The following is a 13813-nucleotide window of genomic DNA, read 5'->3' as shown; positions in this document are numbered from 1 at the left end:
GATCACGTGCGGATAACGCGGCGATTTCTTTTTGAACCACTTCGCCTTCCCGTCCGTATTCCCCAGTGCCGGCACCGGATTCCCCCGCATCCGAGCTGCCGAGCATCTCGACTCCAAGTAGTTCACACCCGGGCCGCGGCCGTAGTTCGGCGCGCCCGGAGGATCGAACGAGGTGAGCACAGCACCATGACCAGGAACCATCCCCGGCACCGGTCGGCGAAGCGCGTCACGATCGCCACCGGTGCGCTCGGCCTCGCCCTCGCGGTCGGCGCGCTGGCCGTGAACGCCACGTCCGGCGAGCCCGACCGCGCCGGCGCCGACCCGGCCGACAAGTCGTTCTTCCTGGACATCAACAAAGTCCCGAAGGGCTCGAACGTGAGCCGGGCGCAGAACCGCGGCGCGCGCGGCACGTTCACCGTCGACTGTGGACGCAACGAGAACGGGCACTTCAACCCCGACAACTTCATCGCGCAGCCGGGTGTGCGCAACGGCGCCCAGCACCTGCACGACTACGTCGGCAACCTCTCCACCAACGCCGACTCGACCAACCGCAGCCTCGCCAAGGCCGGCACCACGTGCAAGAACGGCGACAAGTCCACCTACTACTGGCCGGTGGTCCGCATCGACACCGGCGACGAGGAAGAAGCCCCGGCGTCTTCGGAAGCCTCCCCGCCGGCTGACGACGTGGCCGCCGACCGCGCCGGCGCGGCCAAGGACGCCGCCGCGCCGCAGGTCGAGTGCCCCGACGTGGTGAGCGAGCTGCCCGACGTGCCCGACGCGGCCATGGACGCGGTGAACACCGAGCTCGACGCGATGGACGCGCAGGTCGACCAGGCCGACAAGCAGGTCGAGGCCGGACAGGATTCGGCCGCGGTGCTGAACTCGTTGAAGAGCAAGCGGTCCGCGTCGCTGAAGAAGATCTCGGACAAGATGACCGAGCAGGGCGTGAAGCCGGAGGACCCGGCCGCGCTCGCGGGCTGCGCCGTGCAGGACTCCGACAGCACGGGCCTCGACAACGGCGGCGCCAACAGCGATCCGGCCGCCGGCGAGAGCGCCACGGAGCAGAAGCAGAAGCAGGACAACGGCGCGGCCGCCGAGCTCCCGGGCGTGAACGACGCGAACGAGGTCGCCGGCAACGACGGCGAGATCCAGCGCGTGGTGTCCGCGACGCTGTCCTTCGGCAGCGGTGGTGCGCGCAAGGTCGTGGCGATGCCGCGGTTCCTGCGTGTGCTCTACGGTGACGCGAAGGAAGGCGCCAACGGTCCCGCCAACGCCCGCGCCAGCTGGACGTGCTCGGGCTTCGAAGACCGCCTGACCGACCACTACCCGATCTGCCCCACCGGCAGCAAGGTCGAGCGCATCCACGCCTTCCCGAACTGCTGGGACGGCAAGAACATCGACAGCGCCAACCACCGCACGCACATCGTCTTCTCCGACGCGAACGGCAACTGCAAGCGCGGCTTCAAGGCCGTGCCGCAGCTGAAGATCACCCTGGTCTACAACATCCCGCACGACGTGCAGGTCAAGGGCCAGTACAAAGTGGACGCGTTCCCCGAGGAGAAGCACAACCCCCGTTCGGACCACGACGACTTCGCCAACGTCATGACGCAGTCGCAGATGAACCGCGTGGTCTCCTGCATCAACACGGGCAAGCGCTGCAAGGAATGACCAGGGGAGAGGGCGGCTCGGGGCGGTGTCTCGCTCGGACACCGCTGGGACCCGGGCCGCCCCCACCCCGCCCCGGCCGGGATTCGGCCGGGTGACCGGAGGAGTCGAGATGCGGTTTTCCCCGAGCCACGCGGAGTTCACGGCCCGCCGCCGTCGGGTGGGTACCCGGGTGTTGCGCTTCGGGCGACCGGAACGCCGGCGCGGTGCGGTGCCTCGCGCGGGAGCTGCGCGGGCTCACCTCACCTCGCCGGAGCACGGAAAGACCCAGGAGCAGTGATGAATTTCCCTTACCACACAGAGGATTTCGACCGCGACGGTCGTGAGGATCCGGCGCGCGACACCGCTGCCGATCTGTCGTGGTGTGACGGAGGTGGCAGGGCGGCCGGTTCCGGGCGGTTCTCCGGTGTGCTGCCGGTGCCGCCGGTGTCCGCTTCGGAAACCGGCTGACCCCACCCCGAAAAAGCTCCGATTCGGCGAGGTTCCCTCTCCTTCACCCACCCCCCACTCGCCGGGTCGGGTTCCTTGCCGGTCCGGCGGGCGCTTCCCTCCCACATCCCCCCGCACCCGCCGGACCGGTCAAGGGTTTTTCGTCACCGGGGACCAGAAGTCCAAGGGGAGGTGGCCGGCGGCGAGGCCTTCGTCGTCGAGCAGGTGGCCCATGAGCTTGATCCCGCGCAGCGTCACGGCGCGGTCGACGATCTCCAGCCACGGCAGCTTGGCCGCCAGTGATCCCTCCAGCGGCAGCAGGTCGTGCTGGGAACCCAGCCACACCACCAGCATCAGGTTCGCCGCCCCGCTGAGGGCGGCGCACATGCGCACCTCCGGCAGCATCGCGAGCGACCGCGCGGTCGTCTCGAGCTTGTCGGGCGGCACGCGCAGCCACAGCATCGCCGTGACGGGTGCGGGGGACAGGGGCCGCGCGATCTCGCAGCGCAGGCGGACGGCGCCGCGGGCCAGCAGGGCGTCGAGGCGGCGCCGGACGGTGCTCGCGCCCACGCCCAGCTGCACCGCCAGCGAAGCGGCCGACGCGCGGGCGTCCTCGCCGAGAGCCAGGATCAGCGCCTGGTCGAGCTCGCCGAAGCGCAAAGGTCCGGACGATCGCGCCGACGGCGACACCAGAGCTTCCCGCTCGCCCGGCGAGATCGCACGAACTCGCCACCGGCTGCCCTCGGTGAACAGCCGCGGCGACACCACCGTGCGCGTCGCCGTGACACCAGGCAGCGCCGACAACCGGTGCAGCACGTAGTCGGAGATCGCGCGCAGCGACGGCGCCACGAGGTGGATGTGCAGGTCGCAGTGCCCGGCCAGGAACTCCACCGTCGCCACGTGCGGGTCGGCCGCGAGGCGCCGCGCCACAGCCAACGCCGCGCCCGGTGCGCAGTCGATCTCCACGAACGCCAGCGCCAGCTGCGCCACCAGCTCGCCGCCCGGGTACGCGGTCAGCCAGGCCTGCCCGCGCGACACCAACGTCTCCCACCGGCGTGCGGCCGTCACGGCGCCGATGCCCAGCGCCTGGCCCAGCACGGCCCACGTCGCGCGCGGCCGGGTTTGCAGCGCGTCGAGGAGTTTGAGGTCGCTCTCGCTCAACATGGCCGATCCTTCGTCCACGCGGCGCCGATTTGGCGGATTCCTGCGATCCGGCCGGCAGGAGCGTTCGACACTCGCATCATCGTCGGGCCAGCATATGTCGATGTTCCAGCGAGGGAGACCCATGTCCTTGCGCTCCGACGCCGCAGCCCTGCGCCCCGACCTCGTCGCGCTCCGCCGATCGCTGCACCGCACCCCCGAGATCGGCCTCGACCTGCCCCGCACCCAGGAAAAAGTGCTGCAGGCCCTCGACGGCCTCGGCCTCGAGATCAGCCTCGGCCGCGACCTGTCCTCGGTGACCGCCGTCCTGCGCGGCGGTGGCGGATCCGGCGGCACGGTGCTGCTGCGCGGCGACATGGACGCGCTGCCTGTGACGGAAGCGTCCGGCGAGGAGTTCTCCTCCCAGATCGACGGCGCCATGCACGCCTGCGGACACGACCTGCACACGGCCGGGCTCGTCGGCGCCGCGCAGCTGCTCGTCTGCCGCCGCGACCGGCTGGCCGGCGACGTCGTGTTCATGTTCCAGCCCGGCGAAGAAGGCTGCGACGGCGCGGGCTACATGATCGACGAGGGTGTGCTCACCGCGTCCGGCCGCCAGGTCGACGCCGCCTACGGGCTGCACGTTTCGGCTTCCCGCCACGCGCGGGGCCTGTTCACCTGCCGTCCCGGACCGCTCATGGCCGCGTCCGACGCGGTGAAGGTGCGCGTGGTCGGCGCGGGCGGCCACGGTTCGGCGCCGGAGGCTTCGCGCGACCCCATCCCGGCCGCGTGCGAGATGGTCACCGCGCTCCAGACCCGCATGACCCGGGCGTTCGGCGCGTTCGAGCCGGTCGTGCTCACCGTCGGCAGCTTCCACGCCGGCACGCGCCGCAACGTGATCCCGGACGACGCGGTGTTCGAGGCCACCGTGCGCTCGTTCGACCCGGAGGTGCGCGAGCGTATCCGCGCGCAGGTCGTGCGCGTGTGCGAGGGCATCGCCGCCGCGCACGGCCTGGACGTCGAGATCACCTACGACGCCGAGTACCCCGTGCTGGTCAACCACGACGCCGGCCATGACTTCATCGCGGGCACCGTGCGCGAGGTCTTCGGCGAGGAACGGTTCCAGCTGCTGGAAGACCCGATGACGGGCTCGGAGGACTTCTCCCGGGTGCTCGGGAAGGTGCCGGGCGCGTTCGTGTTCCTCGGCGCGTCACGCTCGGACGATCCGGCCAGCGCGCCCAACAACCACTCGCCGCGCGCCGCGTTCGACGACTCGGTGCTCGCCGACGGCGCGACCCTGCTGGCCGAGCTGGCGTGCCGGCAGCTCGCGGTCCTGGCAGCGTGATCACATGCGCAGCTACCACCTCCCGCCGATCATCCCGGTGATCGCGCTGGTCCTCATGCCGTTCCTGCCGTTCGTCAACTCCACCGGGCTGTGGCTCGGCCTGCCGAAGATGCTGGTGTGGGGCGCTTTCTGGTGCCTCATGTTCACCCCGGCCCTGCTGCTGAGCGAGCGCATGATGGCGCGCGCCGGGGCGGGTGACGACTGATGATCCTGGCCTTCACGATCGTCGGCATCGTCCTCATCGGCGTGCTCGGCTTCGTCGGGCGGCGCAAGCCCGCGGCGGATCTGAGCGAGTGGACCGTCGGCGGCCGCAAGTTCGGCGCGCTCACGATGTGGTTCCTGCAGGCCGGCGAGGTGTTCACCACCTTCACCTTCCTCGGCATGGCGGGGCTCGCGTTCTCCGGCGGCGTCGCGGCGATGTACGCGCTGCCCTACGTGCCGATCGCCTACGTGGTCCTGTTCTTCCTGGCGAAACGCCTGTGGCGGATGGGCAAGGAACGCGGGTACCTCACCCAGGGCGATTTCCTCGAGGACCGCTTCTCCAGCAAGTTCCTCGGCACGCTCTCGGCCGTGCTCGGCGTGATCTTCGTGCTGCCCTACCTGCAGCTGCAGATCACCGGCCTCGGCCTGATCGTGCGGCTGGTGACCGGCGACGCGGCGTCGGGCAACCTGAGCATGGTGCTCGGCAGCGTGCTCATCGTCGCGTTCGTGCTGTGGGCCGGGCTGCGGGGTGTGGCCGCGACGTCGTACTTCAAGGACGCGATCATGCTCGTGGTCCTCGTGGTGCTGATCATCGCGGTGCCCGCGCACTTCGCCGGCGGCGTGTCGGGCGTGTTCCACAAGATCGAGCAGCTGCACCCGGAGAAGCTGTTCATCCACGCCGGCACCAACGACCACACGTGGTTCATCACCAGCATGCTCGTGAGCGCGATCGGCGTCGGCCTCATGACACTGCCGCACTCGTGGCCCGCGCTGATGGCCGCGCGCGACCCGAAGGTGCTGCGGCGCAACTACACGTGGATGCCGATCTACGAGCTGTGCCTGCTGCTGCCGATGATCATCGGGTTCGCCGCGATCCTGGTGGTGGACAAGACCAGCGACCCCAACGGCGTGCTCCTGACTTTGAGCAAGGACGCGCTGCCGGGCTGGGTCACGGGGCTGGTCGTCGTGGCGGCCACCGCCACGGCCATGGTGCCCGCGGCCGGCATCCTCATCGGGATCTCTTCGCTGGTGGCCCGCAACATCGCGCGGGTGCGCGGGGAACGCAAGCAGTTCTGGATCAACCACGGCACGGTCGTGCTCGCGAGCGCGCTCGCGTTGGTGCTCGGCATTTTCCGGCCCGATTTGCTCGCGAACCTGCTGCTGCTCACGTACTCCGGCTCGGTGCAGCTCGCGCCGGCCAACCTGCTGGGCTTCCTCAAGAAGGTGCCGGTCGGCAAGGGCCCGGTGCTCGCCGGGCTGATCGCCGGCGAGATCGTGGTCATCTGGCTGACGTTCTTCGACACGAAGTTCGCCGGCACCGTGAACGTCGGCCTGATCGGGCTCGCGGCCAACGTCGTCGTGCTCGCTGTGGCCGCCGGCGTCGAACGGGCCGTGACGCGGCCCGGTGTTCCCGTGAAGCAAGGAGAACCGGTATGACCCGCACGGTGTTCAGCGGCGGCTCGGTGTTCGACGGCACCGGCAGCGCCCCCGCTCCGGCCGACGTGGTGGTGGAGGACGGGCGGATCGTCGAGGTCGGCACCGGTCTCGACGGCGACCGGTCCGTCGACTGCACCGGCGCGACGCTGCTGCCCGGCCTGTTCGACTGCCACGTGCACGTGACGGTGTCCGACCTGGGACTGCTGCCGCGCGTGCAGAAGCCGTTCTCCTACCAGTTCTACGAGGCCGCCCGGAACCTCTGGACCACGCTCAAGCTCGGCATCACGACCGTGCGCGACGCGGCCGGTGCCGACCTCGGCATCAAGCAGGCCGTGGCCGACGGGCTGATCCCCGGGCCGCGGCTGCAGATCGCCATCGGCCTGATCAGCCCCACCGGCGGCCACGGCGACGGCTGGATGCCTTCGGGCCACTGCGTTCCGCTGTCGCTGCCGCACCCCGGCCGCCCCGACGCGACGGCCGACGGCCCGGACGAGATGCGCCGCGTGGCCCGGACGCTCTTGCGCGCCGGCGCGGACGTGCTGAAGGTCTGCACCACCGGCGGCGTCCTGTCGCCGCGCGACGACCCGCGGCACTCGCAGTTCACGTTGGAGGAGCTCGACGTCCTCGTCACCGAGGCCCAGATGCAGGGCCGCGCGGTGATGGCCCACGCCCAGGGCGCGGAGGGCATCAAGAACGCCGTGCGTGCCGGCATCCGCTCCATCGAGCACGGCATCTACCTCGACGACGAGGCCATCGAGCTCATGCTGGCCCGCGGCACCTGGCTCGTGCCGACGCTGGTGGCGCCGGTCAACGTCATCCGCGCGGCCGCGGCGGGCGCTTCGCTGCCGGACGCCGTGGTGCAGAAGGCGAAGGAGGTCGCGGAGGTCCACGCCGATTCGGTGCGCCGCGCGGTCGCCGCGGGGGTGCGGATCGCGATGGGGACGGACAGCGGCGTGGGTCCGCACGGGACGAACCTGGAGGAGCTGGAGCTGATGCGCTCGTGCGGCATGAGCCCGGCCGACGTGCTCGTGGCGACGACGTCGTCGGCCGCCCGCCTGCTCGGGATGGACGGAGAGCTGGGCCTGCTCGCGCCGGGGCAGCGCGCGGACGTCGTGGTGGTGGCGGGGGATCCGTACGACTTCGCGAACCTGGCGGCCAACGTCCGGGAAGTCTGGCAGGACGGTGTGCGGGCGGTGTGACGCTTTCCTGGGTGCTCCGGCTGTTTCCGGGAGCCGGAGCACCCAGGCCTGCCATGATCGGCTGATGACCACGAGCAGAGTTCCGGATTGGGAAGGGTTTCACAACACGCGGGACCTCGGCGGCCTGCCGACCACGTCGGGCCGCACGACCCGCCACGGCGCGTTCTTCCGCTCGGGCGACCTCCGGTTCGTCACCGCCGAGGGCTGGGCCCGGGCGCACGAGGACGGCTTGCGGACCGTGCTCGACCTGCGCAACGCCGACGAGATCGCGGGATCTCGGGCGGGTTCGGCGCAGTTCGCGGGCGCGGACGTCGCCACGCCGGCCGGCCTTGACCGCGTCGAGGTGCCGCTCGACGACGTCGCCGACGTGGAGTTCTGGGCGTACGTCGACGAAGAGCAGCTCGACGGCAGCCCGCTCTACTACCGCCCCTTCCTCGAACGCAAGGCCGAACGCTGCGCCGTCGTCGTCACCGCGCTCGCCCGATCCGGGCCCGGCGGGGTCGTGTTCCACTGCGGTGCGGGCCGCGATCGGACCGGTCTCGTCGCCCTTCTGCTGCTGGCTCTCGCCGACGTGGAACCCGCAGCGATCGCCGCGGACTACGACCTGTCCACCGCGGCCGTGAAGCCGCTGTTCGCCGCGCTGGGCCGGGAGGACCAGGGGCCGCTCATCGAGACCTTCCTCGCGAACCGCGGTACGACAACGCAAGGCGCGCTCTTGGCCGTGCTCGACGGCTTCGACGCCGAGCGCTACCTCCTCGACGCCGGCGTCAGCGGGGCTGACCTGGCGGTGATCCGCGCGAAGCTGGCCGGCTAGAACGCGCCGAGCCCCACCGGCACGCCCAGGCCCGTCGGGCCGTCCCAGCCCGGGCCGGCGGAGCAGACGACGGGCTTGAACTGCGCGCAGTCGGCGGGGCCGTGCTGGGCGTTGGAGCCGGCGGAGACGTCGGCGAGAGTGCCGGGAGGGGCACTGTACAAGGTGTTCGGACCGTCCACACCGGACAGCCGGCCGCCGCGGGCGTAGAGGCCGGCGACGAAGGGCGAGGCGGCGCTGGTGCCGCCGACGACGAGCCAGCCGGCTTTGCCGTTGTTCGGCGCGTACGAGCGGTAGACGGCGACGCCGGTGAGCGGGTCGGCGACCGCGGAGACGTCGGAGCCCGCGCGGTGGCCGGAGCAGTTGGCGGCGATGGCGGCGGGCTGGCCTTGCGCGGGTCCGAGGTCGAGCGCGCAGCCGCTGCCGGCGCCGACCCAGCGCTGCTGTTCGCCGTGCGGGGTGAAGAGGCTGCCCCACGCCTTCTGCACGAACGAGCCGCCGGAACCGCTCAGCGACGTGCCGCCGACCGACGTGACCCACGGCAGTTCCTGCGGCCACAGCTGCGGCCCGCCGAGATAGCCCTTGTCACCCGACGCGGCGACCACGGCCATGCCCGGGTGGTGCAGCGCCACGGCGGGCGCGCCCGTGCCGAGGTAGTCGCCCTGCAGGCCGGTGGGCACGCCGTAGCTCATGCTGACGGCGCTCGAATGCAGGCTGGCCGCGTAGCTCACCGCCGTGCCGAAGTCGTCCGCGAGCTGGCCGGGCAGCTGCAGCAGCACGGCGTTGAGCAGGCGCCCGACGTCCATCGGGATCTGGACCATCGTGATGCGGCACATCGGGCACGCGGCGGAGGCGAGGTCGACGTCGAGCGCGGTCTCGGTGGCGTAGGCCTCCTCGATCTCGCCGAGCCCGTCGGCGGGCTTGAGCGGCGGACCGCCGTGGTAGTCGGTGATCTTGAGGCAGCCGTCGGCGGTCGTGCACTCGGGGAGGCCGAACTGGCTGCGGTAGGTCGTGAGGTCGGCCTCCAGCGTCGGGTACGCGCCGATGCCGACGATCGTCACCATGCCGCGTTCGCCGGTCTTCGCGTCCGGCAGGTGGTACGCACGCGCCAGGTCCGCGGGCGAGAACCCGGCCGGCGCGGGGGTGGTGAGCGGATCGGCCGACGCCTTGTCGCGCGTGACGACGTTCGTCAGGCAGCCGAGGTCCACCTGATGCCCCTGCACGACCCCGGTGCACGAGTCGGCGACCCCGTGGTCCTGGCCGAGCGTGCCCGCCCGGACGGCCTGCGCGACCTCGGCCGTGGCCGCGTCCGGCGGCGTCGCCACGGCCGGCGCGGCGAGCGGAACAGCGACGACCACGGCCAGCACGAGCGCCCGACCCAGCTTCATGCCCAACTCCCCTCGGCGGCGACCCCCTCAGGCCTACACCGCCGAGCCACCCCCGGCAGGGGCGGACGGGTCCTCGCACCCGCACGAGTGAACGATCACCTGGTTGTCAGCGTGTGCGAGAGTCCCACCAATCGAGGACCCGCGTTGCGTGGAAGGTGAGCCACTTCGACGGTTCGCCGGCCGGGGCGTCGATCTCGAACCAGACCTCGCCGGGGTGGCGGCGGGCCTGCAGCCAGGTGCCGTCGGGTTGGCGCGCGGCGCGGATGAGGTCGACGGCTTCGGCCATCCGCGGGTCCGGGGCGGTGCCGTCGAACAGGGCGGCGGCGCGGAAGTAGTCGGCCGCGTTGAGGACGTTGTAGAACCAGCGGAACGGGTAGCTGAAGGACCGGACCCACGGCGCGATCGGCTCGCCCGTGGACAGCCGCCGGAACAGGCTGCGGGACAACAGGTATTCCTCGCCGGCGTGGCGAGCGTCGGCAACAGAGCCGGCGGAGTCCACGGAGCCGCCGGCTTTCTCGTGGTCCAGCAAGGCTTTCAGCGCGTTGAGGGTCGAGTGCACGGATGACCGCTCGGCCCCCTCCACCCAGAGGCAGTTCCACCCACCGTCGGCCAATCGGTGCTCGACGAACCACCGGGCGATGCCGTCGACGTCGGCGCCGAGCCACAGGCCGTTGGACAGCGTCCACGAGTTGATGCAGACGTCGACCTCACCGTCCCAGTACGGCAGGTTCTCGTACTCCCACCGGCTGTTGCGCGCCAGCAGCTCGGCCGTGCCGTCGAGCACCGACGCGTCGAGGCCCCAGTCGCGCAGGGCGTTGAGCGACCACGTGGTCGCGGTCCACGGCTGACCGTCCTCGGGCGAGCCCTTGAACTCGGCCGGGAAGAACGCGCCGCCGGCCCACTGGCCGTCCGGGTCCTGCAGGGCGAGCAGCCGCGCGCCGAAACCCTCCGTGGCGACGCGGGCGCGCGTCGCCTCCCAGACCTCCGGCGGTGAGCCCGCCAGGTCGCGTTCGACCTGCCAGCGCAGCGCCGGGTCGGAGTCGAGCAGCCACGCGAGCACCTCAGCCATGGGCCGACTCTACGGCCGCCTCACCCCGAAGTCAGCCCGTGACGATAGGCGTACCCGACGGCCTGCGCCCGGTCGCGCGCGCCGATCTTGCCGAGGATGCGGTTGATGTGGCTCTTCACCGTGGCCTCGGCGACGAAGAGCCGGTGCGCGATCTCGGTGTTGGACAGGCCGTCGGCGATCAACGTCAGCACGTCCACCTCGCGGGGTGTCAGGCCGTCAGGCACCGAGGCGGACGGCGTCCGGGGCGCGCCGGACGTGAGCGCGTCCACGAGGTGGTGCTGCACCGCGGGGTCGATCACGGCGGCGCCCTGCGTCACCTGGCTCAGCGCGCGGCGGATGTCGTCGGCGCCGGCGTCTTTCGTGAGGTAGCCGCGGGCGCCGGCCTGCAACGCGTCGAGCACGGACTTGTCGTCGGCGTACGTGGTGAGCGCGACGACCTGCACGTCGTGGTCGCGGCCGCGGATACGGCGCGTGGCCTCGATCCCGTCGCAGCGCGGCATGCGCAGGTCCATCAGCACGACGTCCGGCTTCAGCCGCCCGGCCAGCTCGGCCGCCTGATCGCCGTCGGCCGCGGTGCCGACGACCTCGACACCGGGCAGCAGCCCGAGCAGCATCGACAGGCCGTCGCGCACCACGCGTTGGTCGTCGGCCACCAATACGCGGATCACGCCGGCGCCCACAGGCTCACCCGGAACCCCGTGCCGGTCGGTGCGGCGTCGAGCTGCCCGCCCAGCAGCTCGGCGCGTTCGCGCATGCCGCTCACGCCGTAGCCGTGGTCGCCGGGCGCCGTACCCGGGCGGCCGAGGTCCTCGACCGTCAGGAGCGTGCCGCTCGGTTCGTAGCTCAGCCGCAGGTCGACGCGCTCGGCGTCGGCGTGTTTGCGGACGTTGGTCAGCGCCTCCTGCGCAACCCGGTACAACGTCAGCCGCGTCTGCGCGGCCAGCTCCGGCGCCTGACCGCTCACGGTGACCTCGCACGGGATCCCGGTGTCGCGTTCGAACTCCGCCGCCAGCACCGGCAGCCGCTCCGGCCCCGGCAAGTCCTCGCCGCGCAGCGCGCCGATCGCCTGGCGCGCCTCGGCGAGCCCGCTTTGCGCGAGCTGGTGGGCGCGTTCCACGGTGTCGGTGAGCCGCGGGTCCGCTCCACTGTGGACGGACAGCAGCCGCGCTCCTTCGAGGTGCAGCAGCAGACCGGACAGCGAGTGGGCGAGCACGTCGTGCATCTCGCGCGCGAGCCGCTGCCGTTCGGCGAGCGCCGCCGCGCGGACCTGGGCCGCGCGGGTCTGCTCCAGCTCTTCGGTGCGTTCGCGCAGCTTCCGCGTGTAGACCCCCAGCCGGTAGAACGCCAGCATGCCGAGCGCGCTCAGCAGCGTCGGCACGGCCTCGTGGCGCGCCCCGAACAGGCTCGCCGCCACGAGTGCGGCCGCGCTCAGGCCGGCGACGATCGTGCCCTTGCGCTGGTCCAGCCGCGCCGACGCCGTGGCCGCCAGCAGGAAACCGCCGAAGAACCCTGTGCCGTTGGGTTCGAGCCACACCAGCGTCACGGAGCTGGCCAGCACGAGCAGGAACGAGCCGATCTCGACCGGCGCCGGCAACCGCCACTGCTGCACGCCGTACATCAGCATCGCCCCGCCGAGCAGCACGCCGAGCAGGCCGAGCAGCACCCCGAGGCCTTGGCCGTGCAGCGCGGGCTGCGGTTCGGACTTCGCCGCGAGCACCGTGAGCAGCACCAGGACGAGCACCGAGACCACCCGCCGGACGCGGTGGTCGGCGCTGTTCAGGGGTGCGTCGGACACCCGGCCGACGATATCGGCGGGACGCGCGGGAGTCTTCAACCCTCGGGTGTAGATCCCGCGGCCATACTGTCCGCCATGACCACGACCGAGAAGAGCGAGGAACGGCACGCGTCCTGGCTCGAGCTGTTCTTCGACCTGGTGGCCGTGGCGGGGGTCGCGCAGCTGGCGCACCTGGTGCACGGCAGCACGTCCTGGGGCGACGTCGGGCTGTACGTGGTGTGCTTCCTGGCTTTCTGGACGGCGTGGATGTGCTTCACGGTCTACGGGAACGTCGCGAAGGGCGCCGCCCACACGATGCCCGTGCTGCTGGCGATGGCCGGCCTCGCGTTCATGGCCGCGTCGGTGTCGGACATCCACGGCAGCCACGCGAAGGTGTTCGCCGTCGCCTACATCGCCGTGCGCGCCCTGGCCGACCGCGTGTGGGAGAGCCGCCGCGGCGGCGTGCGCGTGATCGTCGACTGGCCGGTGGCGCAGCTGGGGTTCGGCGTGGTGCCGTGGGTGGTGTCGCTCTGGGTCGACTCGCCGTGGCGCTACGGGCTGTGGGCGCTGGGGCTGGCGCTCGACCTGGTGATCACGTTCGCCGTCTCGGGCGACCGGCTGGTCGCCAGCATCACCGCGAAGCTCGCGCACCGCGAGGGCCCCGTCCAGCACCCGACCCTGGCCCGCCTCGACACCGTCCACTTCGGCGAACGGCTGGGCCTGTTCACGATCATCGTGCTCGGCGAAGGCGTCCTCACCGTCACCGACGCGATGGCCTCGACCCCCGAGTGGAGCGCCCGCCTGTTCTTCACGGTGATCGCCGCGCTGGCCCTGCTCGCGACTCTCTGGGGCACGTCGCTCAACCAGGGCTTCGGCGGCATTCCCTACCTGGCCGCCGACGCCCTCGGACCGCGCCTGCTGCTGCCCCTGCACTGCCTGGTCGCCGGTCTGCTGGCCGCGTTCGCGGGGGCGCTGGGCGATGCGGTCGAGTCCGTCGCCGAGGGCCCTCTCGAACCGTCCACGCGCTGGCTCCTGTGCGGCTGCATCGCGGCGTTCGCGGTGATCGGCTCGCTGGCGGGTTCCGCTGCGGGCCGCGGTGTCCGGTGGGCGATCGTGACGGCGATCCCGGGCCTGGCGATCCCGCTGGCGCTGGGTCTGGCGGGCGAGACGATGGCGCCGGCGGCGTTCCTGTGGCTGCTGGTCGTGGCCGCGGGCGCCGGGTTGCTGCGGCGTCGTTCGGCGGCGCCGGCGGCCGCGTAGACCCGTGGGTGGAGAAGGATTTCCCACCCTGGCGCCGACGCGGTGAGGCGGCGCCGGAAGCCACGCTGAGCAGGTCCTAGTCGCCGAAGGGGAGG

12 protein-coding genes are annotated in these 13813 nt (G+C 71.8%); 7 read left to right on the top strand and 5 right to left on the bottom strand.

What is annotated here, in order from left to right; all coding sequences use genetic code 11:
• Positions 1-186 precede the first annotated feature (186 nt).
• On the top strand, positions 187-1668 hold the full coding sequence (locus ACFY1H_RS45965) for a DUF1996 domain-containing protein (RefSeq protein ID WP_386956306.1): 1482 nt from the start codon (positions 187-189) through the stop codon (positions 1666-1668).
• A gap of 576 nt (positions 1669-2244) precedes the next feature.
• On the opposite strand, the gene ACFY1H_RS45960 is transcribed toward ACFY1H_RS45965, so the two are convergent.
• Positions 2245-3258: an Lrp/AsnC family transcriptional regulator gene (locus tag ACFY1H_RS45960; protein WP_386956305.1), complete on the bottom strand. Its 1014-nt coding sequence runs from the start codon at positions 3256-3258 to the stop codon at positions 2245-2247.
• A 121-nt stretch (positions 3259-3379) separates the two neighbouring features.
• Here ACFY1H_RS45960 and ACFY1H_RS45955 point away from each other — a divergent pair, with 121 nt between their 5' ends.
• From ACFY1H_RS45955 to ACFY1H_RS45935, 5 genes are all read left to right on the top strand, one after another.
• The gene (locus ACFY1H_RS45955) at positions 3380-4579 is read left to right on the top strand and encodes a M20 family metallopeptidase (protein ID WP_386956304.1); all 1200 of its coding nucleotides are present in this window, start codon (positions 3380-3382) and stop codon (positions 4577-4579) included.
• A gap of 4 nt (positions 4580-4583) precedes the next feature.
• Positions 4584-4784 (top strand): hypothetical protein, encoded by a 201-nt coding sequence (locus ACFY1H_RS45950; RefSeq protein WP_220238265.1) that lies wholly within the window; start codon positions 4584-4586, stop codon positions 4782-4784.
• Positions 4784-6217, top strand: a complete 1434-nt coding sequence (locus ACFY1H_RS45945) for a sodium:solute symporter family protein (RefSeq protein ID WP_366583414.1) — start codon at positions 4784-4786, stop codon at positions 6215-6217. The genes ACFY1H_RS45950 and ACFY1H_RS45945 overlap by 1 nt, the downstream gene beginning before the upstream one ends.
• Positions 6214-7416: an amidohydrolase family protein gene (locus ACFY1H_RS45940; protein ID WP_386956303.1), complete on the top strand. Its 1203-nt coding sequence runs from the start codon at positions 6214-6216 to the stop codon at positions 7414-7416. The genes ACFY1H_RS45945 and ACFY1H_RS45940 overlap by 4 nt, the downstream gene beginning before the upstream one ends.
• Before the next feature lie 64 nt (positions 7417-7480).
• The gene (locus ACFY1H_RS45935; RefSeq protein ID WP_386956302.1) at positions 7481-8230 is read left to right on the top strand and encodes a tyrosine-protein phosphatase; all 750 of its coding nucleotides are present in this window, start codon (positions 7481-7483) and stop codon (positions 8228-8230) included.
• On the opposite strand, the gene ACFY1H_RS45930 is transcribed toward ACFY1H_RS45935, so the two are convergent.
• The 4 genes from ACFY1H_RS45930 to ACFY1H_RS45915 form a co-directional block, all read right to left on the bottom strand.
• Positions 8227-9615, bottom strand: a complete 1389-nt coding sequence (locus ACFY1H_RS45930; RefSeq protein ID WP_386956300.1) for a hypothetical protein — start codon at positions 9613-9615, stop codon at positions 8227-8229. The genes ACFY1H_RS45935 and ACFY1H_RS45930 overlap by 4 nt on opposite strands.
• 106 nt (positions 9616-9721) lie before the next feature.
• On the bottom strand, positions 9722-10684 hold the full coding sequence (locus ACFY1H_RS45925; RefSeq protein ID WP_366583410.1) for a squalene cyclase: 963 nt from the start codon (positions 10682-10684) through the stop codon (positions 9722-9724).
• A gap of 20 nt (positions 10685-10704) precedes the next feature.
• The gene (locus ACFY1H_RS45920; RefSeq protein WP_366583409.1) at positions 10705-11352 is read right to left on the bottom strand and encodes a response regulator transcription factor; all 648 of its coding nucleotides are present in this window, start codon (positions 11350-11352) and stop codon (positions 10705-10707) included.
• A complete protein-coding gene (locus tag ACFY1H_RS45915; protein WP_366583408.1) occupies positions 11349-12479 on the bottom strand; it encodes a histidine kinase in 1131 nt (376 codons plus the stop codon). Before ACFY1H_RS45915 ends, ACFY1H_RS45920 begins: the two co-directional genes overlap by 4 nt.
• 75 nt (positions 12480-12554) lie before the next feature.
• On the opposite strand from ACFY1H_RS45915, the gene ACFY1H_RS45910 reads away from it, so the two are divergent.
• A complete protein-coding gene (locus ACFY1H_RS45910) occupies positions 12555-13718 on the top strand; it encodes a low temperature requirement protein A (protein ID WP_366583407.1) in 1164 nt (387 codons plus the stop codon).
• Positions 13719-13813 lie beyond the last annotated feature (95 nt).

It is taken from the genome of Amycolatopsis sp. NPDC001319, from assembly GCF_042896185.1.
Lineage (GTDB): Bacteria > Actinomycetota > Actinomycetes > Mycobacteriales > Pseudonocardiaceae > Amycolatopsis.
The sequence above is the reverse complement of the archived record's forward strand: the minus strand, read 5'-3'. Positions and strand labels throughout refer to the sequence as shown.